This window comes from Streptomyces sp. NPDC047525, from assembly GCF_040643025.1.
GTDB classification, from domain to species: Bacteria; Actinomycetota; Actinomycetes; order Streptomycetales; family Streptomycetaceae; genus Streptomyces; species Streptomyces durmitorensis.
On sequence record NZ_JBEYTL010000004.1, the window covers coordinates 221,043 to 246,033 of the forward strand.

Genomic DNA, 24,991 nt, shown 5'->3' on the forward strand with positions numbered 1-24,991 from the left:
AGGCCGCCCCGGCACCTGCCGGGACCGCCTCCCACGTACGTCGGTGAGCCTCAGCCCTCGGAGTGCGCGAGCTGCCCCTGCGGCTGCCGCTGGCGCTTCGTCTGGCCGAGGCCCGCGGCGCGCATGACCATGCCCACGACGCCACCGGCGGCGATGATGACCATGCCGGCCCAGAAGCCCAGCGGGTTGGCCATCACCATGAAGGCACCCGATACGCAGAAACCGATGAAGGCGATGATGACACCGGTCCAGGCGGCCGGGGTGTGTCCGTGGCTCGTGCCCGCCATGACTTGCTCCTCGTTGCTGTATGCGTGGTGGTGATGCGTGGGGTGAGCCGAACGCTCACCGCTCCATTGTCCCGTACTCGCGCGCGGGTAACGGACGCGGGGTCATGCCTCGCGCGTCGGGTCCTCGCCGCGGTCGAGGGCCTTCCACAGGTCTTCGGGGCGGTCCGGGTCGACCTTGGGCGGCGCCTTGCGCGGGCGCGGCGCTCCGTCGCGTTCGTAGCGTCCCGACATCGCGGGCCAGGACTTGCCGTACGTCAGGGCGAGCAGCCCGGCGATCAGGAGCAGCAGGCCCGCGCCCGCAGCGGCGTACGGCCAGGCCGTGTGGCTGAGATCACCGATCGTCGCGGCGGCGTCGCCGGAGGCCTCCGCGGCCTTCTCGTCGAGCGCGCTGCTGTCGTCGGCGGCCAGGAGCGCGGCGGCCACGGTGCCCGCGCCGCTCAGCGTGAGCAGCAGCGAGACCAGCATCCGCCCGGCCTTGCGGACGGCGAAGACGGCGACGAGCGCGGCGAGCCCCACTATCGCCAGGGCCGCGGGCACGCCCGTGACGTCGCTGCCCGTGGCGCTCAGCGGCAGCTCGCCGCCCGCCACGGAAGCGGTGCCCTTCGCCCAGGTCTGGCGGGACGCGAGCAGCGTGAGGGCCGCGCCGACCGCGCCGAACAGCAGGGCCACGGCGATGCTGCGGCGACCGCTGCGCTGGGCCCGGGTCTCGGGCTCGGCGTCGGCCTCGGCTGCGTCGGCGGCCTGGGTGCGGGGCGGTGGTACGGCAGAAGTCACCCCTCCACTATCCCTCACGTCCATCGGGACGCCGCAGCCGGTTCGCCGTGTGGATGGCCCGCAGGACCGCCGCCGCCTTGTTGCGGCACTCGGTGTCCTCGGCCACGGGGTCGGAGTCGGCGACGACCCCGGCGCCCGCCTGGACGTATGCCGTGCCGTCGCGCAGGAGCGCGGTACGGATGGCGATGGCGGTGTCGGAGTCGCCTGCGAAGTCGAGATATCCGACACACCCGCCGTACAGGCCGCGCCGGGAGGGTTCGAGCTCGTCGATGATCTGCATCGCGCGGGGCTTGGGTGCGCCGGAGAGGGTGCCCGCGGGGAAGCAGGCCGTGAGGACGTCGAAGGCGGTGTGCCCTTCGGCGACCTGTCCCGTGACCGTCGACACGATGTGCATGACGTGCGAGTACCGCTCGATGGACATGAAGTCGACGACCTCGACCGATCCCGGCTCGCAGACGCGCCCCAGGTCGTTGCGGCCCAGGTCGACCAGCATCAGGTGCTCGGCCCGCTCCTTGGGGTCGGCGAGCAGCTCGTCGGCGAGTGCCTGGTCCTCCTGCGGGGTCGCGCCGCGCGGCCGGGTGCCCGCGATGGGGTGCACCATGGCGCGCCCGTCCTCGACCTTGACGAGGGCCTCGGGCGACGACCCGGCGACGTCGAATCCGTCGAAGCGGAAGAGGTACATGTACGGCGACGGGTTGGTGGCCCGCAGCACGCGGTAGACGTCCAACGCGCTTGCTTCACAAGGGGTTTCGAAGCGCTGGGAGGGCACGACCTGGAAGGCCTCGCCCGCGCGGATGCGCTCCTTGATGTCCTCGACGGCTTCCTGGTACTGCTCGCCGCCCCACAGCGCGGTGCACTCCGGGAGCTCGGACGGCGGCAGCGCGGCCGGGGGCTGGGAGACGGCCCGCGACAGGTCGGCCTCCATGGCGTCGAGGCGGGCCACCGCGTCGGCGTACGCCTCGTCGACGCCCGTCTCCAGGTCGTTGTGGTTGATCGCGTTGGCGATCAGCAGGACGGACCCGTCCCAGTGGTCGAGGACGGCGAGGTCGCTGGTGAGCAGCATGGTCAGCTCGGGCAGCTTGAGGTCGTCCCGCTCGCCGGGGCCGATCTTCTCCAGGCGCCGCACGATGTCGTAGCCGAGGTACCCGACCATGCCTCCGGTGAAGGGCGGCATCCCGGACGCCAGGTCGTGCGGGGTGTGCAGGGCCTCGACGGTGGCGCGCAGGGCGTCGAGCGGGTCACCCGATGTGGGGACGCCGACGGGCGGGGTGCCCAGCCAGTGGGCCTCGCCGTCGCGGGTGGTGAGGGTGGCGGCGCTGCGGACGCCGACGAAGGAGTAGCGAGACCAGGACCGGCCGTTCTCCGCGGACTCCAGGAGGAACGTGCCGGTGCGCTCTGCGGCGAGCTTGCGGTAGAGCCCGACCGGAGTGTCACCGTCCGCGAGGAGCCTGCGGCTGACGGGGATCACTCGGCGGTCGCTCGCGAGCTTGCGGAAGGTCTCGAGATCCATGGGAGGAGCTTACGGCCGTGCGGGTGGCAGGCGGTGTTGCGGGCCGACGGGCACAGCGCCTGCCACTAGAACGGGACGATGACGACCAACCGCCGTACGCTGCCCGCCCTTGCCCTCCTCCTCGCCTCGACCGCGTTCGCGGCCTCCGCCCCCGGCCCCGTGGTGTGGCCCGCCCCCAAGGACGTGCCCGAGCGGGTCCGGGCCGCAGGTCTGGAGATGCTCGACTCCGAGGCGATGGACATGCACATCCACACCACCCTGAAGGTGTACTCGGGCGGCCGTCCCGTCACCGTCCCCGCGGACATCGGCATCGACCGCTCGGGCCCGAAGCCCCGCTACAGCCCGCTGCACACGCACGACACGACGGGCACCCTGCACGTGGAGTCGGAGGAGTGGCGGGACTTCACCCTGGGTCAGTTCATGACCGAGTGGGGCGTGAGCGGCGTCCGGGAGAAGTGCGGCGCCGATGTCGCCGGGCGCCGCTGGGCCGGGGACCCGTCCCGCATCGTGCTGCGGGACGGCGAGACGATCACTCTCCGGTGCCGGTGAAGGACACGGTGAGGGAGTCGGCGTCGAAGCACGTGCGGGTGCCCGTGTGACAGGCGGCGCCGATCTGGTCGACCTGGACCAGGACGGTGTCCGCGTCGCAGTCCAGGGCCACGGACTTCACGTACTGGAAGTGCCCGGACGTGTCGCCCTTGACCCAGTACTCCTGGCGGCTGCGCGACCAGTAGGTGCAGCGCCCCGTGGTGAGCGTGCGGTGCAGCGCCTCGTCGTCCATCCAGCCCAGCATCAGCACCTCGCCGGTGTCGTACTGCTGGGCGATGGCGGGGACGAGTCCGTCCGCGTCGCGCTTGAGGCGGGCGGCGATCTCGGGGTCGAGGCTGCTGGGCGGGGGCGTGGCGGTCATGAGGCCATTGTGCCGCGTGCCCGCACCCCTGTGGCCCGTGTCCACTGGATGAGAGGTGCGGCGCGAATGGGCCTCGATGAGGGGTGGCGGCCGGGTGACGGGTGGGCGGACCCCGACCCGAGTCGTAGGCTGGGTGGCATGTCGACCCATGCCAAGCGTGAACGACTTCTCCTCGCCGATCTGTTGGAGGCGCAGGGCCCTGACGCCCCCACCCTCTGCGAGGGCTGGAACACCCGTGATCTCGCGGCCCATGTGGTGGTCCGCGAGCGCCGCGCGGACGCCGCGGGCGGGCTGCTGATCAAGCAGCTGGCCGCGCGCCTGGAGCGTGTGCAGGCCGAGTTCGCCGCGAAGCCGTACGAGGAACTGATCCAGCTGATCAGGACCGGTCCGCCGCGCTTCTCGCCCTTCTCCCTCAAGCAGATCGACGAGGCGTCGAACGCCGTCGAGTTCTACGTCCACACCGAGGACGTGCGCCGCGCCCAGCCGGACTGGACGCCGCGCGAGCTCGACCCGGTCTTCTCGGACACCCTGTGGTCCCGCCTGGAGAAGATGGCCCGCCTGGTGGGCCGCAAGGCGCCGGTGGGCGTGGTCCTGCGGCGCCCCGACGGCCAGACGGCGGTGGCGCACCGCGGCACCCCCGTGGTGACGGTGACCGGGGAGCCCTCCGAGCTGCTGATGTTCGTGCACGGGCGCCAGGACGCGGCCAACGTCGAGCTCGACGGGGACAAGGACGCGATCGCCCGGCTGCACGAGACCAAGCAACTGGGCATCTGATGATCAGGGTCGCGATGACCGGGGTGTACGTCGACGACGTGGCCAAGGCCCACGCCTTCTACACGAACGTCCTGGGCTTCGAGACCCGGCATCACGTCGACATGGTGGCGGGGCAGGTCTTCGTCACCGTGGGCGCGGCGGGCGCGCAGCCGGACGTGGAGCTGCTCCTGGAGCCGGGCGAGGGCCCCATCGCGGGGCCCTATCGCAAGGCGCTGTACGAGGCGGGGATCCCGTGCATCGTCTTCGGGGTCGACGATGTGCGGGCCGAGCACGAGCGGCTCGTCGGCCTCGGGGTCCGGTTCACGCAGGGGCCCGAGGAGCAGGGGCCGGTGATCACCGCGGTGCTCGACGACACGGTGGGGAATCTGGTGCAGCTCATGCAGGACGCGCCCGCGAAGTAGGACGCGAAGCAGGAGGGGCCGCTTCAGTGCGGCAGCTCGGCGTGGCGCAGGGCGCGGGAGCAGAGGCCGATCACTCCGCCGGCCGCGCTCACCGCCGCGCTGGCCGCGAAGACCGGCTCGACGCCCCAGGCGCCGATCGCCGCACCGACCACGGGGTACGTCATGGGGGCGATGCCCACGGTGAACAGCGTCGCCACGGAGGTGACGCGCCCCAGGTAGGCGGGCGCGGTGACGGTCTGGACGAGGGCGCCGATGAGCGCGCCGCCGAGTCCGGTGCACAGGCCCACGCAGAGTCCGGCCACCGCGGCGGCGCCCACCGACGGCGCGAAGCCGATCGCGGCCAGCGCCACGGAGCCCGCCACCACTCCCCAGGCCTGCACGGCTCCGGCTCGCGCCACCCGCCCGCGCACGGCGAGCAGCAGCGCCGCCGCGCCTGCGCCGACGCCGAAGCCGCCCACGGTCCACGCCATGCCTGCGGCGCCCCAGCCACGCTCGTCGGCGAGCAGCACGACGCCGATGTTGGCGGGTCCGGCGAAGCCGAGCTCCATCACGGCGGCCACCAGGAGCAGCGGGGCGAGCACCCGGTGTCCGCGGATGTACCGCAGCCCGCCCACGAGTTGGCGCCGGGCGGTCTCACTCGTCCCCGCCTGCTCGTCCGGGGCCGGTTCCCGGACGCGTACGGCCATCAGGAGCGCCAGTGAGACCGCGAAGAGCACGCCCGCCACACCGAACCCCGCCGCGGGCCCGCCCACCGCCACCGCGAGGCCGCCCACCGGCGCGGCGGCGACCGTGGCGACGCGCTGCGCGAAGCCCCGCATGCCCTGCACCCGGCCGAGCTGCCCCGGGGCCGTGATGCGCGGCGGCAGGGCGCCGACGCTCGGCAGGAACAGCGCGTCGACGGCGCCGAAGACCAGGGCGACGAGCACCAGGAGCCAGCTGCCGGGGGTCGTGACGAAGAGCAGCACGGCAACGGCGAGGATCACCGCGCAGCGCACCGCGTCGCTCCCGATGACCACACGGCGGGGCCCGAAGCGGTCGGCGATCACGCCCCCGCCCAGCATGAGCACGGCGCGCGGCACGGAGCCGACGGCGAGGACGAGGCCGGCCTGCGCGGGGCTGCCGCTGCGGGCCGCGGCCCAGGAGAGCGCGACGAAGTAGACGCTGTCGCCGATCATCGAGGCGGTGTAGGCGCTCAGCCAGCGCAGGACGTTGCCGTCCCGGTGCGCGGGTTTCCCGGTGGGCGGGGCCGTGCGTATGCCGGTGGTGGTCACGTGGGTCAGCCCTCTCAGATCCGGAACGGAAAGCTGGCCAAGTGCACGGCGACGTTCTCGCGCCCCTCGGTGTCGCCCGCCGCCTCGGCGGCCTTGCCCTGCGCCTCGTACGTCTTGATCAGGGCGTGGATCTCGGCGTTGAGCCGGGTGAGTTCGGCGGGGTTCAGGCGGGCGAGGAAGTCCGACTGGTCGGCTGCCTTGCGCCACTCGGCGCCCCAGGCCTCCTGCTGAGCGAGGTAGGTCTCGTACTGCTCCTCGCGCTGGGCGATCAGCGTGCGGACGACGGCCGTGTGCGCGGCGGCGCCCTCCGGTGTGTCCTTGAAATCCTCGTGCCGGAAGCTCAAGGTCTCCTGCGCGGCCTGCCACCACCGCTCCCGCGCGTCCTCGCTCTGCGTCTGGGCCTCCTCGATGAGTCCGTGCTCGGCGAGCTTGCGCAGGTGGTAGCTGACCAGCGAGACCGCCTCGTCGACCTGCCCCGCCAGCTGCGACGCGGTCGAGGGGCCCGCCACCCGCAGCGTGCTGTAGATCTTCAGGCGCAGGGGGTGCCCGAAGGCCTTGAGCGTGCCGACGTCGGTGATGCGGCGGAGCTCGCGGGATTCACCGGGTTCGCGGGACTCGGGCTGGTTGGCGTTCATGCTTTCACCGTAGATACGAAAGAAAGCTTGCGCAATATAAATTGCGCAACTTTCCCTTCGCATCCTGGCAGCAGAAAGCCCCGGCCACCACAGCCAGGGTGACCAGGGCTTACGCGCAGGAGCTGCTCAGCGGACCGGGTGGCCCGCCTCCCGAAGAGTGTCCTTGACCTCGCCGATCCGCAGATCACCGAAGTGGAAGACCGACGCGGCGAGCACCGCGTCCGCGCCCGCCGCGATCGCGGGCGGGAAGTGGTCGAGGCGGCCCGCTCCCCCGGACGCGATCACCGGGACGGTGACGTGACGGCGTACCGCCGCGATCATCTCGATGTCGTAGCCGTCCTTCGTGCCGTCCGCGTCCATCGAGTTGAGCAGGATCTCTCCCGCGCCGAGCTCGGCGGCCTGGTGTGCCCATTCGACGGCGTCGATCCCGGCGGACTTGCGGCCGCCGTGGGTCGTCACCTCGAAGCTCCCGGAGGCAGTCCTGCGGGCGTCCACCGAAAGGACAAGCACCTGACGGCCGAACCGCTCCGCGATCTCGCGGATCAGCTCGGGCCGTGCGATGGCGGCCGTGTTCACGCCCACCTTGTCCGCGCCGGCGCGCAGCAGCTTGTCGACGTCCTCGGCGGTGCGGACGCCGCCGCCCACCGTGAGCGGGATGAAGACCTGCTCGGCGGTGCGGCGGACCACGTCGTACGTCGTCTCGCGGTTGCCGGAGGAGGCGGTGATGTCCAGGAAGGTGAGCTCGTCGGCGCCCTCGGCGTCGTACACCTTGGCCATCTCGACGGGGTCACCCGCGTCGCGCAGGTTCTGGAAGTTGACGCCCTTGACGACCCGGCCGTTGTCCACGTCCAGGCAGGGGATCACGCGTACGGCGAGGGTCATGACGTCTCAGCTCCCCGGTCTCCCCGGTCTCCCCGGTACGCCTCGACCTCGACCTCGACGACCAGGCTCGGGTCGATGAAGCCGGAGACGATGATCATCGATGCGGCGGGGCGGACGTCGTCGAAGAGCTCCTTGTGGGCCCGGCCGACCTCCTCCACGTCCCGCGCGTGGGTCAGATACATGCGGGTGCGCACGACGTGCTCACGACCGAGGCCCAGCTGCTTGAGCGCCTCGACGGCGGTGTGGAAGGCGTTGGCCGCCTGCTCGTAGGGGGTCCCGGCGTCTATGACGCCGTTCACCACCGACGTGCAACCCGACACCAGGACAAGGCCGTTGGGCAGCTCGACGGCGCGGGAGTAGCCGATGGCCTCCTCCCACGGTCCGCCCGAGCTCACCCGGCGCACGACGTCACTCATGACGAGGCCACCGCGGCCAGGGCCTCTTCGAGCGTGAAGGCCTTCGCGTACAGCGCCTTGCCGACGATGGAGCCCTCGACGCCCTGCGGGACGAGCTCGGCGATCGCGCGCAGGTCGTCCAGGGAGGAGACGCCGCCGGAGGCGACCACCGGGCGGTCCGTGGCCGCGCAGACGTTGCGCAGGAGCTCCAGGTTCGGGCCCTGCAGCGTGCCGTCCTTGGCGATGTCGGTGACGACGTAGCGCGCGCAGCCCTCGGAGTTGAGGCGCTCCAGGGTTTCGTAGAGGTCGCCGCCGTCGCGGGTCCAGCCGCGGCCGCGCAGGGTCGTGCCGCGTACGTCGAGGCCCACCGCGATCTTGTCGCCGTGCTCGGCGATGACCTTGGCGACCCACTCCGGGGTCTCCAGGGCGGCGGTGCCGAGGTTCACGCGGGTGCAGCCGGTGGCCAGGGCGGCGGCGAGCGTCTCGTCGTCACGGATGCCGCCGGACAGCTCGACCTTGATGTCCATGGCGCCCGCGACCTCAGCGATGAGCGCGCGGTTGTCGCCGGTGCCGAACGCGGCGTCCAGGTCGACCAGGTGCAGCCACTCGGCGCCCGACCGCTGCCAGGAGAGGGCGGCCTCCAGCGGGGAGCCGTAGGAGGTCTCCGATCCGGACTCGCCGTGGACGAGGCGCACGGCCTGGCCGTCGCGGACGTCGACGGCCGGGAGGAGTTCGAGCTTGCTCACAGAATTCCCTGACATCCCTAGAGGGTTCCGATCCAGTTGGTGAGGAGCTGGGCGCCGGCGTCGCCGGACTTCTCGGGGTGGAACTGCGTGGCCCACAGCGCGCCGTTCTCGACGGCGGCCACGAAGGGCTCGCCGTGCGTGGTCCAGGCGACCTTGGGTGCGCGGAAGGCGGGGTTGCCCGCCTCGAAGTCCCAGTGGTGCACGGCGTACGAGTGCACGAAGTAGTAGCGGGCCTCGGCGTCCAGGCCCGCGAACAGCTGCGAGCCCTCCGGTGCCTCGACCGTGTTCCAGCCCATGTGCGGGACGATGTCGGCCTTCAGCGGCTCGACGGTGCCGGGCCACTCGTCGAGGCCCTCGGCCTCCACGTCGTGCTCGATGCCGCGCGCGAAGAGGATCTGCATGCCGACGCAGATGCCCATCACGGGACGGCCGCCCGCGAGCCTGCGGCCCACGATCCAGTCGCCGCGCGCCTCCTTGAGCCCCTGCATGCAGGCGGCGAAGGCGCCGACACCGGGGACGAGGAGTCCGTCGGCGTTCATGGCCGTGTCGTAGTCACGGGTTATCTCGACCTCCGCGCCCGCGCGCGCGAGGGCGCGCTCGGCGGAACGGACGTTCCCGAAGCCGTAGTCGAAGACGACGACCTTCTTCTGGGGAGTGCTCATCTCGCGTACGCCCCTCAGTTCCAGTAGTCGAGCCGCATGATCCCCGCGACGAGGCACATGGCCGCGCCGATGGAGAGCAGCGTGATGAGGCTCTTGGGCATCCCCTGCTTGACGAAGGAGATGATGCCGCCGATCAGGAAGAGGCCGACGACGATGAGGATGGTGTTGAGGCCGGTCATGGCTTTACAGCGCGCCCTTCGTGGAGGGGAGGATCCCGACGGCGCGCGGGTCGCGCTCCGATGCGTAGCGCAGCGCGCGGGCGAGGGCCTTGAACTGGCACTCCACGATGTGGTGGGCGTTGCGGCCGTAGGGCACGTGCACGTGCAGGGCGATCTGGGCCTGCGCGACGAAGGACTCCAGGATGTGCCGGGTCATCGTCGTGTCGTACGTGCCGATCATCGGCGCCATGGTCTCGGGCTCGGTGTGCACGAGGTACGGGCGGCCGCTCAGGTCGACGGTCACCTGGGCGAGCGACTCGTCGAGCGGGACCGTGCAGTTGCCGAAGCGGTAGATGCCGACCTTGTCGCCGAGCGCCTGCTTGAAGGCGGCGCCCAGGGCGAGGGCGGTGTCCTCGATGGTGTGGTGCGTGTCGATGTGCAGGTCGCCCTCGGTCTTGACCGTGAGGTCGAAGAGGCCGTGGCGGCCGAGCTGGTCGAGCATGTGGTCGTAGAAACCGACACCCGTCGACACCTCGACCTTGCCGGTGCCGTCGAGATCGATCTCGACGAGGACCGACGTCTCCTTCGTGGTCCGTTCGACCCGTCCAACGCGGCTCATGCCTGCTGCTCCTTCTTGAGTTCGCGTACCGCATCGAGGAACGCGTCGTTCTCTTCCGGGGTTCCTGCGCTGACCCGCAGCCATCCCGGCACTCCGTTGTCCCGGACCAGGACGCCCCGGTCGAGGATCCGCTGCCAGACCGCGTGGGCGGCCCCTTCGCCCTCGAACCGCCCGAACTGGACGAAGTTGGCGTCGGAGTCGGTCACTTCATAGCCGATCGCCCGCAGCTCGCTCACCAGACGGTCGCGCTCGCGCTTCAGCTGCTCGACGTACTTCAGGAGCGTGTCGGTGTGCTCCAGGGCGGCGAGCGCGGTGGCCTGCGTGACGGCCGACAGGTGGTACGGCAGGCGTACGAGCTGTACGGCGTCGACGACCGCCGGGTCGGCGGCGAGGTAGCCGAGGCGCAGCCCGGCCGCGCCGAAGGCCTTGGACATGGTGCGCGACACGACGAGATTCGGCCGTCCCGCGAGCAGCGGGAGCAGCGAGTCGCCGTGGCTGAACTCGACGTACGCCTCGTCGATCACGACCATCGAGGGCTTGGCTGCCTGCGCGGCTTCGTAGAGCGCGAGGACCGTGTCGGCCGAGACGGCGTTGCCCGTGGGGTTGTTGGGCGTGGTGATGAAGACGACGTCCGGCTGGTTCTCGGCGATGGCCTTCGACGCCGCCTCGACGTCGATCGTGAAGTCGTCGCCGCGCGGGCCCGAGATCCAGCCGGTGCCGGTACCGCGCGCGATGAGGCCGTGCATCGAGTACGAGGGCTCGAAGCCGATGGCGGTGCGTCCGGGCCCGCCGAAGGTCTGCAGGAGCTGCTGGATGACTTCGTTCGAGCCGTTGGCCGCCCAGACGTTCGCCAGGGTGACCTCGTGGCCGCCGGTGTCCGTGAGGTAGCGGGCGAGCTCGGTGCGCAGCTCGACCGCGTCGCGGTCGGGGTAGCGGTTGAGGTCGCGGGCCGCCTCGCGGACGCGCTCGGCGATGCGCTCGACGAGCGGCTCGGGGAGCGGGTAGGGGTTCTCGTTCGTGTTCAGGCGTACGGGTACGTCGAGCTGGGGCGCGCCGTAGGGGGACTTGCCGCGCAGTTCGTCGCGTACGGGGAGATCGTCGATGGTGGTCACTTCTTCTCCGGCACCTTCCATCCGAAGCGGGCCTTGACGGCCGCGCCGTGCGCCGGCAGGTCCTCGGCCTCGGCGAGCGTCACCACGTGGTGGGCCACATCGGCGAGCGCCTCGCGGGTGTAGTCGACGATGTGGATGCCGCGCAGGAACGACTGGACGCTGAGCCCCGAGGAGTGGCAGGCGCAGCCGCCCGTCGGCAGGACGTGGTTGGAGCCCGCGCAGTAGTCGCCGAGGGAGACCGGGGCCCAGGGGCCGACGAAGATCGCGCCCGCGTTCTTCACGCGCTCCGCGACGGCGGCGGCGTCCGCGGTCTGGATCTCCAGGTGCTCGGCGCCGTACGCGTCGACGACCCGCAGGCCCTCCTCCAGGCCGTCGACCAGGACGATCGCGGACTGCCTGCCCTCCAAGGCGGGGACGATCCGGTCCTCGACGTGCTTGGTGGCCGCGACCTGCGGCTCCAGCTCCTTGGCGACCGCGTCGGCCAGCGCCACGGAGTCGGTGACCAGGACGGCGGCGGCGAGCGGGTCGTGCTCGGCCTGGCTGATCAGGTCGGAGGCGACGTGCACGGCGTCGGCCGTGTCGTCGGCGAGGACCGCGATCTCGGTGGGGCCCGCTTCGGTGTCGATGCCGATGCGGCCGGTGAAGTAGCGCTTGGCCGCGGCGACCCAGATGTTGCCGGGCCCGGTGACCATGTTGGCCGGGGCGCAGGTCTCGGTGCCGTACGCGAACATCGCGACGGCCTGGGCGCCGCCGACCGCGTACACCTCGTCGATGCCGAGGAGGGCGCAGGCGGCGAGGATCGTCGGGTGCGGAAGGCCGCCGAAGTCGGCCTGCGGCGGGGACGCGAGCGCCATCGACTCGACGCCCGCCTCCTGGGCCGGGACGGCGTTCATGATCACGGAGGACGGGTAGACCGAGCGGCCACCGGGCGCGTAGAGCCCGACGCGCTCGACCGGCACCCACTTCTCGGTGACCGTGCCGCCGGGCACGACCTGCGTGGTGTGCGGGGCGCGGCGCTGCTCGCGGTGGACGATGCGGGCGCGCCGGATCGACTCCTCCAGCGCCTCGCGCACGGCCGGGTCGAGGCCGGTCAGGGCTTCGGCGATGGCGGCCGCGGGAACGCGGACCTGCGTCAACCCCACGCCGTCGAACTTCTCCGCGTACTCGATCAGTGCCGCGTCGCCACGATGATGCACGTCCTCGCAGATGGGCCGCACCTTCTCCAGGGCGGCCGCGACGTCGAAGTCGGCACGGGGCAGCAGGGCGCGCAGGGCGGGACCCTCGGGGAGGGCGTCGCCGCGCAGATCGATTCGGGAGATCACGTGGCCAATTCTCTCAGACCCGGATTCCGCGCCCGACCCCGTATCACTGGCTGATATAGACCCGCCCGTCACCCACCGCCGCCCTACCTGAAGCGCTTCGCGCTGCCCCTCGCTTTTCGTAAGACCACGTTCACCACTAGCGTTCAGCCCGTCACTGAGCGGGCATGAAACAGGTGTACGAGACACAGGCGCATCGCAGTACGAGAACGCGTACGGGATCGCGGTACGGGGAGGACAACAGCAGTGGTCGACGACACCGGCATCGGTGACCCGCCGGACGGACTGACCGCGGCCGAGATCGGCATGTGGCAGGCCTTCCGCAACGGCAGCGTCTATGACCTCCGGTCGGGGGACCCGATGGCGGACGATCCGCACGGCGGCCACCCCTGGGGTCCGGAACGCAGTGTGCGCGCGCGCATCGTGTGCTGGCTGCTCCTGGAGGGGCCGCCCGCGCTCTCGGGCCGGGTCTCGTCACTGAAGCTCTCGGGGCTCCAGATCACCGACGTACTCGATCTTGCGGGCGGCGAGGTCCTTCCCTACGCGGAGCTGAAGCACTGCCGCTTCGAGAAGGAAGTCCTCGTCCCCGAGGCCAAGTTCACCACGCTGCGCCTGGTCAACTGCTCGATCCCGCGCGTGGAGGCGGCCCGCGTCCACACGGAGGGCGACCTGCATCTGCCGCGCTGCCGGATCCACAACGGCATGCGGCTCACGGACGCCCAGATCGGCACCGACCTGCTGATCAACCAGGCCGTGATCTACCGCGACCGGCGCGGCAACTCGATCATGGGCGACGGGCTCTCGGTCGGGCAGGACCTGCAGGCCGAGATGATGGAGTCGCACGGCCAGCTGAGCCTGCGCGGCGCGAAGGTCGGCGTCTCCTTCAGCCTGCGCGGCAGCAAGCTCGCCAATCCGTACGGCCAGCGGGCGCTCAACGCCCCGCAGATGACCGTGGAGCGCACGCTCTACATGACGCCCGCCGCGCTCGGCGATCCCCCCATGACCAGCGGCACGACTCCCCCGCGCGGCACCCGCATCCAGCGCTTCGAGTGCGCGGGCGGCATACGGCTCGACGACGGGCGCTTCGGCGACGCCGTCGACCTGGCCCAGGCGCGCTTCACCCTGGAGAACGACCAGGAGGTGTCGCTGCGCCGCGTCCAGACCCCCGAGCTGCGCTTCCTCGGCGAGGCCCCGCAGCGCGGCAAGATCATTCTGTCCGGCGCCAAGGTCGTCAACCTCATCGACAAGTCGACCAGCTGGCCGGGCCCCGGCGGCCTCCAGATGGGCGGCTTCAGCTACGAGAACCTCGTCCCGCTCGGCAGCTTCCCGCTCTCCCGGCGGCTGAGCTGGGTGGCGGCCGCGACCGCCGAGTACAACCCGGAGCCGTACGAGAAGCTGGCCACCGTCCTGCGCAACGGCGGCGAGGACGCCGACGCCCGCGAGGTCCTGCTCGCCAAGCAGCGACGGCGCCGCGAGACCCTGCCACTCGCCGCCAAGCTCTGGGGCTTCGCCCAGGACTGGACGGTGGCCTACGGCTACCGGCCCGGCCGGGCCGCCCTGTGGATGGCGGTGCTCTGGGCGGTGAGCGCGGTGGCCTTCACGCGCGCCGACCACCCGGCGATCAAACCGGGCGAGCACCCGAACTGGAACCCCGCGCTCTTCTCCCTCGACCTGCTGCTCCCGGTCATCAACCTCGGCCAGGACAGCTACTGGCAGCTGCGCGGCGGCTGGCAGTGGTTCGCGGCGATCCTGATCCTGCTCGGCTGGGTGCTCGCGACGACGGTCGCGGCGGGGGCGACGCGACTGCTGCGCAGGAACTGAGGGGCCCGTGGGGGGGGGGCTGAGCGAGGACTGACGGAGGACTGCCGGAGGGCAGATATTTTACCTGCCCTTGACCATGTGTCAGGCAACCGAACGACCGATGCAAAAGCTTCACCGGCTACCCCCTGGCCCTACCCCCACCTGCGGTTTTCAATACCCACACGATGGCACTCCTGCGCGCCCTGATCCGCACCGCACGCATGGTCAGGAACACCCCTCTCCTGGCCGCCGGTCTGACCCCCGACGACGAGGTGCTCCTCGACGCGCCCGACGACCGGCTCGGCCCCGCCCTGGTCGCCGCGGGCCGTGGCGACTACGACCCCGCGGCCAAGCTGCTCGCCATGACCCGCGAGGGCAACGAGTGGGAGAACCGCGACCGCTACACGACACGCCTCGCCGCCTTCGCCCGCTCCCGCTCCGAGTGGTTCGACGACTGGCAGTCCGCCGCGCCGCACGACCCGGACGCGCTGCTCGTCAAGGCCGAGCTCGCGGTCGTCCGCGGCTGGGAGTCGCCCGCCCGCGCCGAGCTCCTGCGCGAGACGGCGCCCCTGCTCACCGCGGCCGCCGAGGCCGACCCGCGCGACCCCGTGCCCTGGCGGATCGCCCTGGACCACGCGCGCGGCACCCACGCCCCGCACTCGGTCTTCGACGAGCTCTGGGCCGAGGCGGTGCACCGCTCCTCGCACCACTACGGCTGCCACGCCTCGGCCCTGCAGTACCTCTCGGCCTCCTGGTACGGCTCGCACCGGCAGTGCTTCGACTTCGCCGAGCGCGCCGCGCGGGACGCGCTGCCCGGCTCGCTGATCCAGGCGCTGCCCGCGCGGGCCGCGTTCGCCTACCTCACCAGTTCGTCCGGGAGCGTGCCGCGCGAGCGCCTGGACGCCGCGGCCGACCTCGGGATCGCCGTGTCCGCGGAGTACGAGGCCGGGGATCCCTGGCCGGCCGAGGTCCGCAACCTCCTCACGTACGTCCTCGTACGCCTGGAGCGGTGGAGCGACGCCCTCGAACAACTGCGCCTCATCGGGCCCCATGCGACGTCCTTTCCCTGGGACCGCATGGCCGACGACCCACTGGGTCAGTTCCTGGAACTGCGCGACGGCATACGCATCGAGGTGGCCTCCGAGACCCCGCTGCGCACCGGCGGCGGACGTCCGCGCCCAGACGACCATTAGGCTTGAGGCTCGTGACCACCGTCCGGCTTCCGCTCTTCCCGCTCAACTCGGTGCTGTTCCCGGGACTCGTGCTCCCGCTGAACGTGTTCGAGGAGCGTTATCGCGCCATGACGCGCGACCTGCTCAAGACTTCCGACGAGGAGCAGCGCCTCTTCGCGGTCGTCGCGATCCGCGACGGCCTCGAGGTGGCGCCGAGCGCCCCGGGCCTCCCCGACCCCACCGCGCAGCCCGAGCAGGGGCCGACCGCCGGCTTCGGCGACGACCCGCTCAAGGCCTTCCACGCGGTGGGCTGCGTGGCGGACGCGGCGACGATCAGGGAGCGCGCCGACGGCGGCTTCGAGGTCCTCGCCACCGGCACCTCGCGCGTGCGCCTGCACTCGATCGACACCTCGGGCGCCTTCTTGACCGCGGAGGTCGAGGAGCTGCCCGAGGAGCCGGGCGAGGAGGCGGGCGCGCTGGCCGCGGGCGTCCTGCGGGCGTTCCGCGCCTACCAGAAGCGCCTCGCGGGGGCGCGTGAGCGGTCCCTGTCCACGGGCGCCGAACTGCCGGACGACCCGTCCGTGGTGTCGTATCTGGTCGCGGCCGCGGCCGTCCTGGACACCCCGACCAAGCAGCGGCTCCTGGAGGCGCCCGACACGGCGTCGCGCCTGCACGACGAGCTGAAACTCCTTCGCGCGGAGACCGCCATCATCCGTAATCTGCCGTCGTTGCCCGCGACGGACCTGACGCGCGGCACCACAAGCCTCAACTGACGTAAGGCGCGAGCGCTTTGGCGAAGAAGCAGAAGAAACAGCAGTCGGGCGCGGGCGGCACCCCGGCGACGGTGGCCCTCACCGCGGCGGGCGCGACGTACACGGTCCACGCCTACGAACACGACCCCGCGCACCCCTCGTACGGCGAGGAGGCGGCCCAGGCCATGGGCGTCTCCCCCGACCGGGTCTTCAAGACCCTGGTGGCGGAGGTCGACGGCGAGCTGACGGTGGCCGTGGTCCCCGTGGCGGGCACCCTGAACCTCAAGGCCCTGGCCACGGCGGTCTCCGGCAAGCGCGCGGTGATGGCCGACCCGGCGGCGGCCGAACGCACCACGGGTTACGTACGGGGCGGCATCTCGCCCCTGGGCCAGCGCAAGAAGCTCCGCACGGTCCTGGACGACTCGGCCCCGTCGCACGCGACGATCTGTGTGTCGGCGGGCCGCAGGGGCCTTGAGGTGGAACTGGCCCCCGGCGACCTGGCGCGGCTCACGGGCGCGGTACTGGCTCCGATCGGGCGTGAATAGGCCCTCGACGGAGGGCCTCGGCTCGACTAGTACCACCCTCATGTCGAAGAAGACGCGCAAGAGGAAGTGGCGGGTGCGCAAGGGCAAGGCCAACCACGGGAGGCGCCCCGCCTGACGCCGGACGGGCGCGGGGCGGCTTCCGCGGCGTCCTCACGCCCCGGTCGGGCCAGGGCTGCCCTCGGCCCGGTCGGGGTCCCCGTAGGGCAGGGGGTACGGCTCGGGGTCCCGCGGCCCGAAGAGCCCGGTGAGACCGAGGTGGACAAGGAGCGCCGCCACGGGCCAGGCAAGCAGCGCGCCCTTGGCCTTGAGCTCCAGGGGCGCGTCGAACGCGACGCCCTTGCCCACGGACTTCGCGTGGGCGACGACGTCGGTCTCGGGGCCCAGGAAGATCCCGAGCCGCCAGCCGATCACCGCGGCGAGCAGCCCGCCGGCCGTGAGCCCGACGACCAGCGGGATCCCGCCCCGCTTGCGCAGCAGGAACACCACGGCCCCGGTCACGGCGCCGAACGCGAGCCCGAGCAGAGTGAACGTTCCGTCGACCCCGATCGCCTGCTCGCCCTCGGTGTCCTTGAGGTACACCGCGTCGCTGTCGGCCACCAGCGGGACCCGTGGCGCGAGCCACAGCCACAGGAGGCCGAGCAGTACGCCACAGACAGCAACCGCGACCATGATCACTGCGGCCTGCCGCACTTCGGTCTTCATGCCAGGACCGTCCTCCTCATGGACCGGCGCGGGAACGGCTCCGGACGGCTGAGCGGCTTGCTGCCAGGGGTCGTGCGGGGGCCGGTCATGGGGCGGCTGGGAGGGCGTCAGCGGTGCAGTCACCCACACATGGTGCCAGTCCTTCCTGAGGACCGCGTCACCGCACAGCCGCACGGCGGTAGGCCCAGGTGGCGATCGCCAGCGAGGCGACGCCGACCCCCGCGCAGACCGCGAGATCGAGGGCGACGGCCGCCCAGTCCGGATGCGGCCCGAAGGTGTGGGCGAACGCCTCGACTCCGTACGTCGAGGGCAGCAGGTCACGGGCGTACTGCAGGAAGCCGGGCATCCGCTCGGCCGGGAGCACACCGAGGAGCAGCGCCGCCGACATGCCCAACTGGCCGAGCAGCGTGGCCAGTTCGGGCCGGGGCGCGAGCAGCCCCAGGGCGGCTCCGAGACCGGCGAGCGCGGCACCGGCCAGCGGGATCACCGCGGCGAGCACCCACAGGTTCGCCAGCGGCAGCCCGAAGAGGCCGCATCCGACGACCGCGGTGACGAGGGTGCCCGGCACGGTGAACGACGCGTAGGCGGCAGCCGCCCCCAGGACCACCGACGCGGGCGGCACGGGCAGCGTCGCGTAGTGGTCGAGTCCGCCGTCGGCCCGCAGCTGCCCGAAGTACTGCGCGAGCAGGTTGAGCGCGACGAACGCGACGACGAGCACGGAGGACCCGGCGACGACGGCACGCGCCTCGCCGCCCCCGTCGACGACGCCCCGCATCAGGATCATGATCCCGACGGACTGGAAGGTCGCCACGAAGAGCAGCGGGATCCGCGCGACCCGCGCCCGGGACAGCTGCGCCCGGTAGACGGCCGCGAGCGCGGGAAACAGCCGCGCACGGGGCCCCAGAGGGGCGGCGACGTCGCTCTGCCGCTCGCGCTCGTCGGCCCGTACGGCCGCTTCCAGGGGAACGGCACTCACCGAACGGCCCTCCTGTTGCAGTTCATCCGCCCGGCGAAGGTCACCCCTTCACCAGCCCTTCCCCGTTCCCGCCCAGGGCGAGATACACATCCTCCAGGCTCGGTGTGGCCAAGGTGAAATCGTCCAGGGCGGCGAAGGCGGCCCCGCCGGTGACCGCCGCGACCGCGGCCCGCGCCTCGTCGGGGGCGAGCCGCAGGGACCACCGCCGCCCGGACTCCACCGCGGACGAGCGCAGCGCGGCGACCTCGGGGACGTCCAGCGGCGCCCGCTCCCGCCAGACGAGCTCCACCCGCACCTCTCCCGCGACCTGCTCCTTCAGCCCCAGGGGGCTGTCGCAGGCGATGACCTTGCCGTGGTCGAGGACGGCGACGCGGTCAAGGACCGTCTCGGCCTCGATGACGTTGTGGGTGACGAGCAGCACCGTCGTGCCGCGCTCGGCCCTGCGCCGGTCGACCGCGCCCCACACCGCGCGCCGCGCGATGGGGTCCATGCCGGTCGTCGGCTCGTCGAGGACGAGGAGCGGCCGCTCCCCCACCAGCGCGGTGGCGAAGCAGGCGAGCCTGCGCTGCCCGCCGGAGAGCTTCTTCAGGGGGCGCGACGCGAGCGGGGTGAGCGCGAGTTCTTCGAGTACGGCGTCCCGCTCGGCCCGCGCCGCGCGCACATCGAGGCCGCGCAGCCGCGCGGTCGTCTCGACGGCGAGCGAGACGGTCAGCTCGTCGAGCGCGGTGGACTCCTGCCCCAGGTACGCGAGGATCCGCGCGGCCCGCTCGGGGTGGCGCAGGATGTCGTGCCCGAGGATCTCGACGCTCCCGCTGTCGGGCCGCATCAGGCCGGTCAGCTGGCGTACGAGGGTGGACTTGCCGGCGCCGTTGGGCCCGAGAAGGCCGAAGATCTCGCCGCGCCTGACCTCCAGGCTGATGCCGTCGGTGGCGCGCACCTCGGGCGTCGCGGGCGTGCCGCGCCTGCCACGGGCGGCGGGATACGTCTTGACGAGGTCGCGCACCGCGCAGACGGCATCGCTGCCGTGACCCTGTCGGAGCCCCTGTCGGACTGCCTGTGCCGAGCGCGTACTCACGAAGGACGAGGGTACGGGGTCCCGTGCCCGCTGCGACGCCCGGGGCGCCCCGTACGCCCCGTATCAGTCATCTGCGGGACGTGTCCCCTCATCCGTTCGCGTACCTGTTCGGTCACTCGCCGGAGCGGTCGCCCACCGGTGCGTGCTCGACCGCGGTGTGGACGTCGATCTCGCGCCAGAAGCCCGCCCGGATCGCGTACCGGTCGTGCTCGTCGATCTGGTCGTCCTTGTGGGCGAGCAGACCGAAGCGGGCCGCGTACCGCAGGAGCTCGCCGTCGACGCGGTGCGGGATGCGCGGATACATCGTCGAGAGCTTCTGCAGGTTGTGCTGTTCCGGCAGGCGGGCCATCCAGCGGCGCGCGAACACCTGCCCGACCTCGAAAGGATCACCGCCGACGGTGGTGATGTCCTCCTCGCGGTCGGCCCAGCGCTGCTCGGCCGTCGTCAGCTGGGCGAGCGTCGGCAGGGCCGCGGCCTCCGGGCTCTCGGCGGCGCCGCCGGGGCGCTCGACCCAGCCCTTGTCGGAGGACCAGCGCAGCGTCGCGTTCGTGGGGTGCGGGGCGGCGGGCTGGGTGCCGGGGCCGCGCAGGGCGGCCAGGTCCTTGGGGGTCGGCACGCCCTTGCCCGGCGGGTGGTGGGTGGCGCCGCTGTCGCCGTTGGCCCCGGCTTCGGCGTGCTGACCGTGCTGACCGTGCGGACCGGGGTGCACCCCGGCGGCCTCGTCGGCGGCCCGCTGGGCGCTGGCCGCGAGCGCGGACTCCGGCAGGGGCGCGGAGAGGATCGCGGCGATCTCGGGGCGCGGGACGGGAGAGGGCGCGCAGACGCCGGTGAGCTCCTTGGGGCGTACGGCCTTGGTGATCCAGGCACGGTCGAGGACGCGGCGCTCGTCGGCCTCGGCGACGAGGTCCTCGGACTGGTTGTAGTCCCCGTCGGCGGCCTGCACGGCCCACAGGTGGACGGCGACACCGTGCTCCTTGGCGGCCATCATGCCGGGCAGCAGGTCCCCGTCACCGGTGACGAGCACGATGTCCGAGCAGGCGCGGTTGCGGGCCAGCTCCGTCAGCTCGGCGTGCATGGCGGCGTCGACGCCCTTCTGGGCCCACCGCCCGTCGCTGCGGGTCAGGGCGCCGAGCCGGACCGTCACGCGCGGCATGACCCGCAGCCTTCGGTGCTCGGGCTGCGGTACGCGGTCGGGGGCGCCGTCGAACCAGTAGATCCGGAGCAGGGGGCGCTCGGTGTCGGATTCGGCGCGCTCACGGATGCCCTGGATCAGGGCGGTGTGATCGACGGTGATCCGGGACCGGGAGGGCTCGCCCGCGAGGAGACTCGCGGCGGCACCCAGCAGATACCCGGCGTCCACCAGGACGATGCAGCGGTCCACGCGATCCACCCTCTTTCCCTGGAGATTCCCTGGAAGCAATGGTTCGGGTTTCCTTCGAGTCTGCCCGACCAGCGGGAGGTTAACGGCCGGAACTCGATCTTCGGCGTGGCGTATCCCGACTTCACTCTCCGACAGGGCTTATTACGCACGGTAATTCTCTGAAATGCGCAGCTTGTCGCCATATGTGAATCTGGTCGCGTCCTGGCCCCCAGATCCCCTTCAGGAGGAAGATCACCATGGCCAAGAACAAGAACCGCAAGCAGGGCGACGATCACAACCGCGCTTCGGCCGCGGAGCAGGCACAGGAGCAGGCCAAGTCGTCCGCGGAGCAGGCCGAGTCGAGGATGAAGGACGCCGTGCAGTCGCAGGGCAGCCCGGCCGAGGTCGCCCGCAAGCACCAGCGTCGCTTCGGCCACAACTGACGTACACGCAGGCGTATATGCGCGAAGGGGCGCACCCGGACTTCCGGGTGCGCCCCTTCTTCTTGCTTCTTCTATGAGCTATCCGGCCAGACAGGACGCTCCGAGCAGCACCTTCAGATCGCCGAAGAGCGCCGCGTCCGGCTGTACCCGGTGGCGGTCGAGCCGCAGCACCGTGGTCTTCTGCGCCCCCTGGAGCTTGATCCGCACCTCGCTGTTGCCCCGGTGGTGGCTGAGGATCTCGCCGAGGCGGCTGACCATCGGCGGGGTCACCCGCACCGTCGGGATGGTGATGAGGACGGGCGCGTTGGTGCCCGCGTTCGACAGGTCGGGAACCTGCATCTCCATCGCGACGAGGCGCGGCACGTCCTCACGCTTGTCGAGGCGGCCCTTGACGAACACCACGGCGTCCTCGACGAGTTGGGTGGACACCAACTGGTAGGTCGCCGGGAAGAACATGCACTCGATGGAACCCGCGAGGTCCTCGACCGTGGCGATGGCCCAGGCGTTGCCCTGCTTGGTCATCTTGCGCTGGAGGCCGGAGATGATGCCGCCGATGGTGACGATCGAGCCGTCCGAGTAGTCACCGCCGGTGAGCTGCCCGATGCCCGCGTCGGCCTTGTCGGACAGGACATGCTCCAGGCCGAAGAGGGGGTGGTCGGAGACGTAGAGACCGAGCATCTCCCGCTCCTGGGCGAGCAGATACGTCTTCTCCCACTCGTCGGTGGAGAACTCGACGTCGAGCCCGAAGCCCGGCTCGTCCCCGGCGCCCTCGTCGCCCATCGCCCCGAAGAGGTCGAACTGCCCTTCCGCTTCCTTGCGCTTGACCTGCACGACGTTGTCGATCATCGGCTCGTACTGCGCGGTCAGACCCTTGCGGGTGTGCCCCATGGTGTCGAAGGCGCCCGCCTTGATCAGCGACTCCGTGGTCCGCTTGTTGCAGGCGGCGGCCTCGACCTTGTCGAGGTAGTCGGGGAAGGAGGCGAACTTCCCCTTCGCCTTGCGCGACCGGATGATCGAATCCACCACGTTCGTACCGACGTTGCGGACCGCCTCCAGGCCGAAGAGGATCACGTCGTCGCCCTGCGCGGCGAAGTTGTGCACGGACTCGTTCACGTTCGGGGGCAGGACCTTGATGCCCATGCGCCGGCACTCGTTCAGATAGACGGCCGACTTGTCCTTGTCGTCCTTCACCGAGGTGAGCAGCGCCGCCATGTACTCGGCGGGGTAGTTCGCCTTGAGGTAGGCGGTCCAGTACGTGACCAGGCCGTACGCCGATGAGTGCGCCTTGTTGAACGCGTATCCGGCGAAGGGCACCAGGACGTCCCACAGGGCCTGGATCGCGGCGTCCGAGAAGCCGTTCTTCTTCGCTCCCTCCTGGAAGAGGACGAAGTTCTTCGCCAGCTCGTCGGGCTTCTTCTTGCCCATCACGCGGCGCAGGATGTCGGCTTCACCGAGGGAGTACCCGGCGATGATCTGCGCGGCCTTCTGCACCTGCTCCTGGTACACGATGAGGCCGTAGGTCAGGCCGAGCGTCTCCTTCAGGGGCTCTTCGAGCTCCGGGTGGATCGGCGTGATCTCCTGGCGGCCGTTCTTGCGCTCCGCGTAGTTGATGTGCGAGTTCATGCCCATCGGGCCCGGCCGGTACAGGGCCGAGACGGCGGAAATGTCCTCGAAGTTGTCGGGCTGCATCTGGCGCAGCAGCGAACGCATCGGGCCGCCGTCGAACTGGAAGACACCGAGCGTGTCACCGCGGCAGAGCAGTTCGAAGGTCTTGGGGTCGTCGAGCGGGAGCGAGAGCATCTCCAGGTCGATGCCCTTGTCGTTGCGCACCATCTTGACGGCGTCGTCCATGATGGTGAGGTTGCGCAGGCCAAGGAAGTCCATCTTGAGCAGACCGAGCGACTCGCACTGGGGGTAGTCCCACTGCGTGATCGTCACGCCGTCCGTGTGCCGCACCCAGATCGGCGCGTGGTCCACGATCGGCTCGCTGGACATGATGACGCCGGCCGCGTGCACGCCCATCTGCCGGACCAGGCCCTCCACACCCTTGGCGGTGTCGATGACCTTCTTCACGTCCGGTTCGTTCTCGTACATCCCCCGGATCTCGCCCGCCTCGCTGTAGCGCGGGTGCTTGGTGTCCGTGATGCCGGAGAGGTCGATGCCCTTGCCCAGGACGTCGGCGGGCATCGCCTTGGTGAGGCGGTCGCCCATCGCGTACGGATATCCGAGCACGCGCGCGGAGTCCTTGATGGCGTTCTTCGCCTTGATCTTTCCGTACGTGCCGATCATGGCGACCTTGTCGGCGCCGTACTTCTCGGTCACGTACCGGATCACTTCGACGCGCCTGCGCTCGTCGAAGTCGATGTCGACATCGGGCATGGAAACGCGCTCGGGGTTGAGGAACCGCTCGAAGATCAGGCCGTGCGTGATGGGGTCGAGGTCGGTGATGCCCATGGCGTACGCGACGATCGAGCCGGCCGCGGAGCCACGCCCGGGGCCCACCGCGATGCCGTTGTTCTTGGCCCACATGATGAAGTCGGCGACCACGAGGAAGTACCCCGGGAAGCCCATCTGGATGATGATGTCCATCTCGTACTCGGCCTGCTTCTGCCGGTCCTCGGGGACACCGCCCGGGTATCGGCGGCCCATGCCGACCCGGACCTCCTCCTGGAACCAGGTGACTTCGGTGAAGCCGTCCGGGATCTCGAACTTCGGCATGAGGTCGCGCTTCTCGAACATCCCGGTGGTGTCGATCTGCTCCGCCACAAGGAGCGTGTTCCGGCACCCCTCCTGCCAGGCGTCCGAGGAGTCGATGGCGTACATCTCGTCGGTCGACTTGAGGTAATAGCCGGTGCCGTCGAAGCGGAAGCGGTCGGGGTCGGAGAGGTTCTTGCCGGTCTGGATGCAGAGCAGGGCGTCGTGCGCGACGGACTCGTGCGCGTACGTGTAGTGCGAGTCGTTCGTCACCAGCGGCGGGATGCCGAGCTTCTTGCCGACCCGGAGCAGGTCGTCGCGGACCCGGCGCTCGATGTCGATGCCGTGGTCCATCAGCTCCAGGAAGTACCGGTCCTTGCCGAAGATGTCCTGGTACTCGGCGGCGGCCTTCACCGCCTCGTCGAACTGGCCGAGGCGAAGACGGGTCTGGAGCTCTCCGGAGGGGCAGCCGGTGGAGGCGATGAGCCCCTCCGACCACTGGGAGATCGTCTCCTTGTCCATGCGCGGCCACTTCTGCAGCCAGCCCTCGGCATACGCGTCCGAGGACAGCCGGAAGAGGTTGTGCAGGCCGGTGCTGTTCGCCGCCCAGATCGTCTTGTGGGTGTAACCACCCGAACCGGACACGTCGTCGCGCTTCTGGTGCGGCTGGCCCCACTTGATCTTCCGCTTGTCGCGGCGGGACTCCGGCGCCACATACGCCTCGATGCCGATGATCGGCGTGACGCCCGCCTTCTGCGCCGAGTGGAAGAAGTCGTACGCCCCGTGCAGATTGCCGTGGTCGGACATGGCGATGTGCGTCATGCCCATCTCATTGGCGGCATTGAACATGTCCTTGAGCCGCGCGGCACCGTCCAGCAGCGAGTACTGGGTGTGGACGTGGAGGTGCGTAAAGGGCGGCTTGGTCACGGCGGAAGGCCTCCGGAGAACGAATGGTGACAGGCTGCGGGCAGTCTGGGGGGACAGCGTGGAAGTCTAATCCGCGGCACTGACAAGCGA

At 71.1% G+C, this 24,991-nt stretch carries 27 protein-coding genes; 8 read left to right on the top strand and 19 right to left on the bottom strand.

Annotation, left to right across the window (positions count from 1 at the left end; translation table 11 throughout):
• Positions 1-50: 50 nt before the first annotated feature.
• The 3 genes from ABZ833_RS13385 to ABZ833_RS13395 form a co-directional block, all read right to left on the bottom strand.
• Entirely contained in the window at positions 51-287 is a 237-nt protein-coding gene (locus ABZ833_RS13385; protein ID WP_361045364.1) for an HGxxPAAW family protein, read from the bottom strand.
• A 102-nt stretch (positions 288-389) separates the two neighbouring features.
• On the bottom strand, positions 390-1,061 hold the full coding sequence (locus ABZ833_RS13390; protein WP_361045366.1) for a TIGR02234 family membrane protein: 672 nt from the start codon (positions 1,059-1,061) through the stop codon (positions 390-392).
• 7 nt (positions 1,062-1,068) lie between these two features.
• Complete coding sequence (locus tag ABZ833_RS13395) at positions 1,069-2,571, bottom strand: anthranilate synthase component I (RefSeq protein ID WP_361045369.1); 1,503 nt, start codon at positions 2,569-2,571, stop codon at positions 1,069-1,071.
• A 78-nt stretch (positions 2,572-2,649) separates the two neighbouring features.
• On the opposite strand from ABZ833_RS13395, the gene ABZ833_RS13400 reads away from it, so the two are divergent.
• Positions 2,650-3,120 (top strand): hypothetical protein, encoded by a 471-nt coding sequence (locus ABZ833_RS13400; protein WP_361045372.1) that lies wholly within the window; start codon positions 2,650-2,652, stop codon positions 3,118-3,120.
• Here ABZ833_RS13400 and hisI read toward each other — a convergent pair.
• Positions 3,101-3,481, bottom strand: a complete 381-nt coding sequence (gene hisI, locus ABZ833_RS13405) for a phosphoribosyl-AMP cyclohydrolase (RefSeq protein WP_249590474.1) — start codon at positions 3,479-3,481, stop codon at positions 3,101-3,103. The two genes, ABZ833_RS13400 and hisI, sit on opposite strands and share 20 nt — an antisense overlap.
• Before the next feature lie 138 nt (positions 3,482-3,619).
• Between hisI and ABZ833_RS13410 the strand changes: the two genes are divergently transcribed.
• Both ABZ833_RS13410 and ABZ833_RS13415 read left to right on the top strand, forming a co-directional pair.
• Positions 3,620-4,255, top strand: a complete 636-nt coding sequence (locus tag ABZ833_RS13410; RefSeq protein WP_361045375.1) for a TIGR03085 family metal-binding protein — start codon at positions 3,620-3,622, stop codon at positions 4,253-4,255.
• A complete protein-coding gene (locus tag ABZ833_RS13415; protein ID WP_361045378.1) occupies positions 4,255-4,656 on the top strand; it encodes a VOC family protein in 402 nt (133 codons plus the stop codon). Before ABZ833_RS13410 ends, ABZ833_RS13415 begins: the two co-directional genes overlap by 1 nt.
• Positions 4,657-4,679: 23 nt before the next feature.
• On the opposite strand, the gene ABZ833_RS13420 is transcribed toward ABZ833_RS13415, so the two are convergent.
• From ABZ833_RS13420 to hisD, 10 genes are all read right to left on the bottom strand, one after another.
• A complete protein-coding gene (locus tag ABZ833_RS13420; protein WP_361045380.1) occupies positions 4,680-5,927 on the bottom strand; it encodes an MFS transporter in 1,248 nt (415 codons plus the stop codon).
• A 14-nt stretch (positions 5,928-5,941) separates the two neighbouring features.
• Complete coding sequence (locus tag ABZ833_RS13425) at positions 5,942-6,562, bottom strand: helix-turn-helix domain-containing protein (RefSeq protein ID WP_361045383.1); 621 nt, start codon at positions 6,560-6,562, stop codon at positions 5,942-5,944.
• Positions 6,563-6,688: 126 nt separating this feature from the next.
• A complete protein-coding gene (gene hisF / locus ABZ833_RS13430) occupies positions 6,689-7,444 on the bottom strand; it encodes an imidazole glycerol phosphate synthase subunit HisF (RefSeq protein ID WP_249590469.1) in 756 nt (251 codons plus the stop codon).
• Positions 7,441-7,860: a RidA family protein gene (locus ABZ833_RS13435; protein WP_361045388.1), complete on the bottom strand. Its 420-nt coding sequence runs from the start codon at positions 7,858-7,860 to the stop codon at positions 7,441-7,443. The genes hisF and ABZ833_RS13435 overlap by 4 nt, the downstream gene beginning before the upstream one ends.
• Positions 7,857-8,585, bottom strand: coding sequence for a bifunctional 1-(5-phosphoribosyl)-5-((5-phosphoribosylamino)methylideneamino)imidazole-4-carboxamide isomerase/phosphoribosylanthranilate isomerase PriA (gene priA / locus ABZ833_RS13440; RefSeq protein ID WP_361046294.1), 729 nt, complete (start codon positions 8,583-8,585; stop codon positions 7,857-7,859). Before priA ends, ABZ833_RS13435 begins: the two co-directional genes overlap by 4 nt.
• Positions 8,586-8,602: 17 nt before the next feature.
• On the bottom strand, positions 8,603-9,247 hold the full coding sequence (hisH, locus tag ABZ833_RS13445) for an imidazole glycerol phosphate synthase subunit HisH (RefSeq protein WP_361045391.1): 645 nt from the start codon (positions 9,245-9,247) through the stop codon (positions 8,603-8,605).
• 14 nt (positions 9,248-9,261) lie between these two features.
• The gene (locus ABZ833_RS13450) at positions 9,262-9,426 is read right to left on the bottom strand and encodes a hypothetical protein (protein WP_249590466.1); all 165 of its coding nucleotides are present in this window, start codon (positions 9,424-9,426) and stop codon (positions 9,262-9,264) included.
• 4 nt (positions 9,427-9,430) lie between these two features.
• A complete protein-coding gene (gene hisB / locus ABZ833_RS13455; protein WP_361045394.1) occupies positions 9,431-10,024 on the bottom strand; it encodes an imidazoleglycerol-phosphate dehydratase HisB in 594 nt (197 codons plus the stop codon).
• The gene (locus tag ABZ833_RS13460) at positions 10,021-11,136 is read right to left on the bottom strand and encodes a histidinol-phosphate transaminase (protein ID WP_361045397.1); all 1,116 of its coding nucleotides are present in this window, start codon (positions 11,134-11,136) and stop codon (positions 10,021-10,023) included. The genes hisB and ABZ833_RS13460 overlap by 4 nt, the downstream gene beginning before the upstream one ends.
• Positions 11,133-12,458 (bottom strand): histidinol dehydrogenase, encoded by a 1,326-nt coding sequence (gene hisD, locus ABZ833_RS13465; protein WP_361045400.1) that lies wholly within the window; start codon positions 12,456-12,458, stop codon positions 11,133-11,135. The genes ABZ833_RS13460 and hisD overlap by 4 nt, the downstream gene beginning before the upstream one ends.
• A 243-nt stretch (positions 12,459-12,701) precedes the next feature.
• On the opposite strand from hisD, the gene ABZ833_RS13470 reads away from it, so the two are divergent.
• The 4 genes from ABZ833_RS13470 to ybaK all read left to right on the top strand — a co-directional run bounded on the left by ABZ833_RS13470 (position 12,702) and on the right by ybaK (position 16,724).
• Positions 12,702-14,276: an oxidoreductase gene (locus ABZ833_RS13470; RefSeq protein WP_361045403.1), complete on the top strand. Its 1,575-nt coding sequence runs from the start codon at positions 12,702-12,704 to the stop codon at positions 14,274-14,276.
• Between the two features lie 164 nt (positions 14,277-14,440).
• A complete protein-coding gene (locus ABZ833_RS13475; RefSeq protein WP_361045406.1) occupies positions 14,441-15,448 on the top strand; it encodes a hypothetical protein in 1,008 nt (335 codons plus the stop codon).
• An 11-nt stretch (positions 15,449-15,459) separates the two neighbouring features.
• The gene (locus ABZ833_RS13480) at positions 15,460-16,200 is read left to right on the top strand and encodes an LON peptidase substrate-binding domain-containing protein (RefSeq protein WP_361045409.1); all 741 of its coding nucleotides are present in this window, start codon (positions 15,460-15,462) and stop codon (positions 16,198-16,200) included.
• A gap of 17 nt (positions 16,201-16,217) precedes the next feature.
• Positions 16,218-16,724, top strand: a complete 507-nt coding sequence (gene ybaK / locus ABZ833_RS13485; protein ID WP_361045412.1) for a Cys-tRNA(Pro) deacylase — start codon at positions 16,218-16,220, stop codon at positions 16,722-16,724.
• A gap of 150 nt (positions 16,725-16,874) precedes the next feature.
• Here ybaK and ABZ833_RS13490 read toward each other — a convergent pair whose 3' ends face one another.
• The 4 genes from ABZ833_RS13490 to ABZ833_RS13505 form a co-directional block, all read right to left on the bottom strand.
• Positions 16,875-17,549, bottom strand: coding sequence for a DUF2567 domain-containing protein (locus ABZ833_RS13490; RefSeq protein ID WP_361045414.1), 675 nt, complete (start codon positions 17,547-17,549; stop codon positions 16,875-16,877).
• A gap of 34 nt (positions 17,550-17,583) precedes the next feature.
• Complete coding sequence (locus tag ABZ833_RS13495; RefSeq protein WP_361046296.1) at positions 17,584-18,387, bottom strand: ABC transporter permease; 804 nt, start codon at positions 18,385-18,387, stop codon at positions 17,584-17,586.
• A gap of 55 nt (positions 18,388-18,442) precedes the next feature.
• A complete protein-coding gene (locus ABZ833_RS13500) occupies positions 18,443-19,405 on the bottom strand; it encodes an ABC transporter ATP-binding protein (protein ID WP_249590457.1) in 963 nt (320 codons plus the stop codon).
• A gap of 184 nt (positions 19,406-19,589) precedes the next feature.
• Entirely contained in the window at positions 19,590-20,858 is a 1,269-nt protein-coding gene (locus ABZ833_RS13505; protein ID WP_361045417.1) for an NYN domain-containing protein, read from the bottom strand.
• Between the two features lie 236 nt (positions 20,859-21,094).
• Between ABZ833_RS13505 and ABZ833_RS13510 the strand changes: the two genes are divergently transcribed.
• A complete protein-coding gene (locus ABZ833_RS13510; protein WP_361045419.1) occupies positions 21,095-21,280 on the top strand; it encodes a hypothetical protein in 186 nt (61 codons plus the stop codon).
• Between the two features lie 78 nt (positions 21,281-21,358).
• On the opposite strand, the gene dnaE is transcribed toward ABZ833_RS13510, so the two are convergent.
• Positions 21,359-24,901, bottom strand: a complete 3,543-nt coding sequence (gene dnaE / locus ABZ833_RS13515; protein WP_361045421.1) for a DNA polymerase III subunit alpha — start codon at positions 24,899-24,901, stop codon at positions 21,359-21,361.
• Between the last annotated feature and the right edge of the window lie 90 nt (positions 24,902-24,991).

Coding starts and splice junctions, on each gene's coding strand:
- ABZ833_RS13425 (WP_361045383.1), bottom strand. CDS start 6,562: ATGAACGCCAACCAGCCCGAGTCCCGCGAACCCGGTGAATCCCGCGAG.
- hisF (WP_249590469.1), bottom strand. CDS start 7,444: ATGACCCTCGCCGTACGCGTGATCCCCTGCCTGGACGTGGACAACGGC.
- ABZ833_RS13435 (WP_361045388.1), bottom strand. CDS start 7,860: ATGAGTGACGTCGTGCGCCGGGTGAGCTCGGGCGGACCGTGGGAGGAG.
- ABZ833_RS13385 (WP_361045364.1), bottom strand. CDS start 287: ATGGCGGGCACGAGCCACGGACACACCCCGGCCGCCTGGACCGGTGTC.
- ABZ833_RS13410 (WP_361045375.1), top strand. CDS start 3,620: ATGTCGACCCATGCCAAGCGTGAACGACTTCTCCTCGCCGATCTGTTG.
- ABZ833_RS13450 (WP_249590466.1), bottom strand. CDS start 9,426: ATGACCGGCCTCAACACCATCCTCATCGTCGTCGGCCTCTTCCTGATC.
- ABZ833_RS13415 (WP_361045378.1), top strand. CDS start 4,255: ATGATCAGGGTCGCGATGACCGGGGTGTACGTCGACGACGTGGCCAAG.
- hisI (WP_249590474.1), bottom strand. CDS start 3,481: ATGACCGCCACGCCCCCGCCCAGCAGCCTCGACCCCGAGATCGCCGCC.
- ABZ833_RS13395 (WP_361045369.1), bottom strand. CDS start 2,571: ATGGATCTCGAGACCTTCCGCAAGCTCGCGAGCGACCGCCGAGTGATC.
- ABZ833_RS13510 (WP_361045419.1), top strand. CDS start 21,095: ATGGCCAAGAACAAGAACCGCAAGCAGGGCGACGATCACAACCGCGCT.
- ABZ833_RS13475 (WP_361045406.1), top strand. CDS start 14,441: ATGGCACTCCTGCGCGCCCTGATCCGCACCGCACGCATGGTCAGGAAC.
- hisH (WP_361045391.1), bottom strand. CDS start 9,247: ATGAGCACTCCCCAGAAGAAGGTCGTCGTCTTCGACTACGGCTTCGGG.
- ABZ833_RS13400 (WP_361045372.1), top strand. CDS start 2,650: ATGACGACCAACCGCCGTACGCTGCCCGCCCTTGCCCTCCTCCTCGCC.
- hisB (WP_361045394.1), bottom strand. CDS start 10,024: ATGAGCCGCGTTGGACGGGTCGAACGGACCACGAAGGAGACGTCGGTC.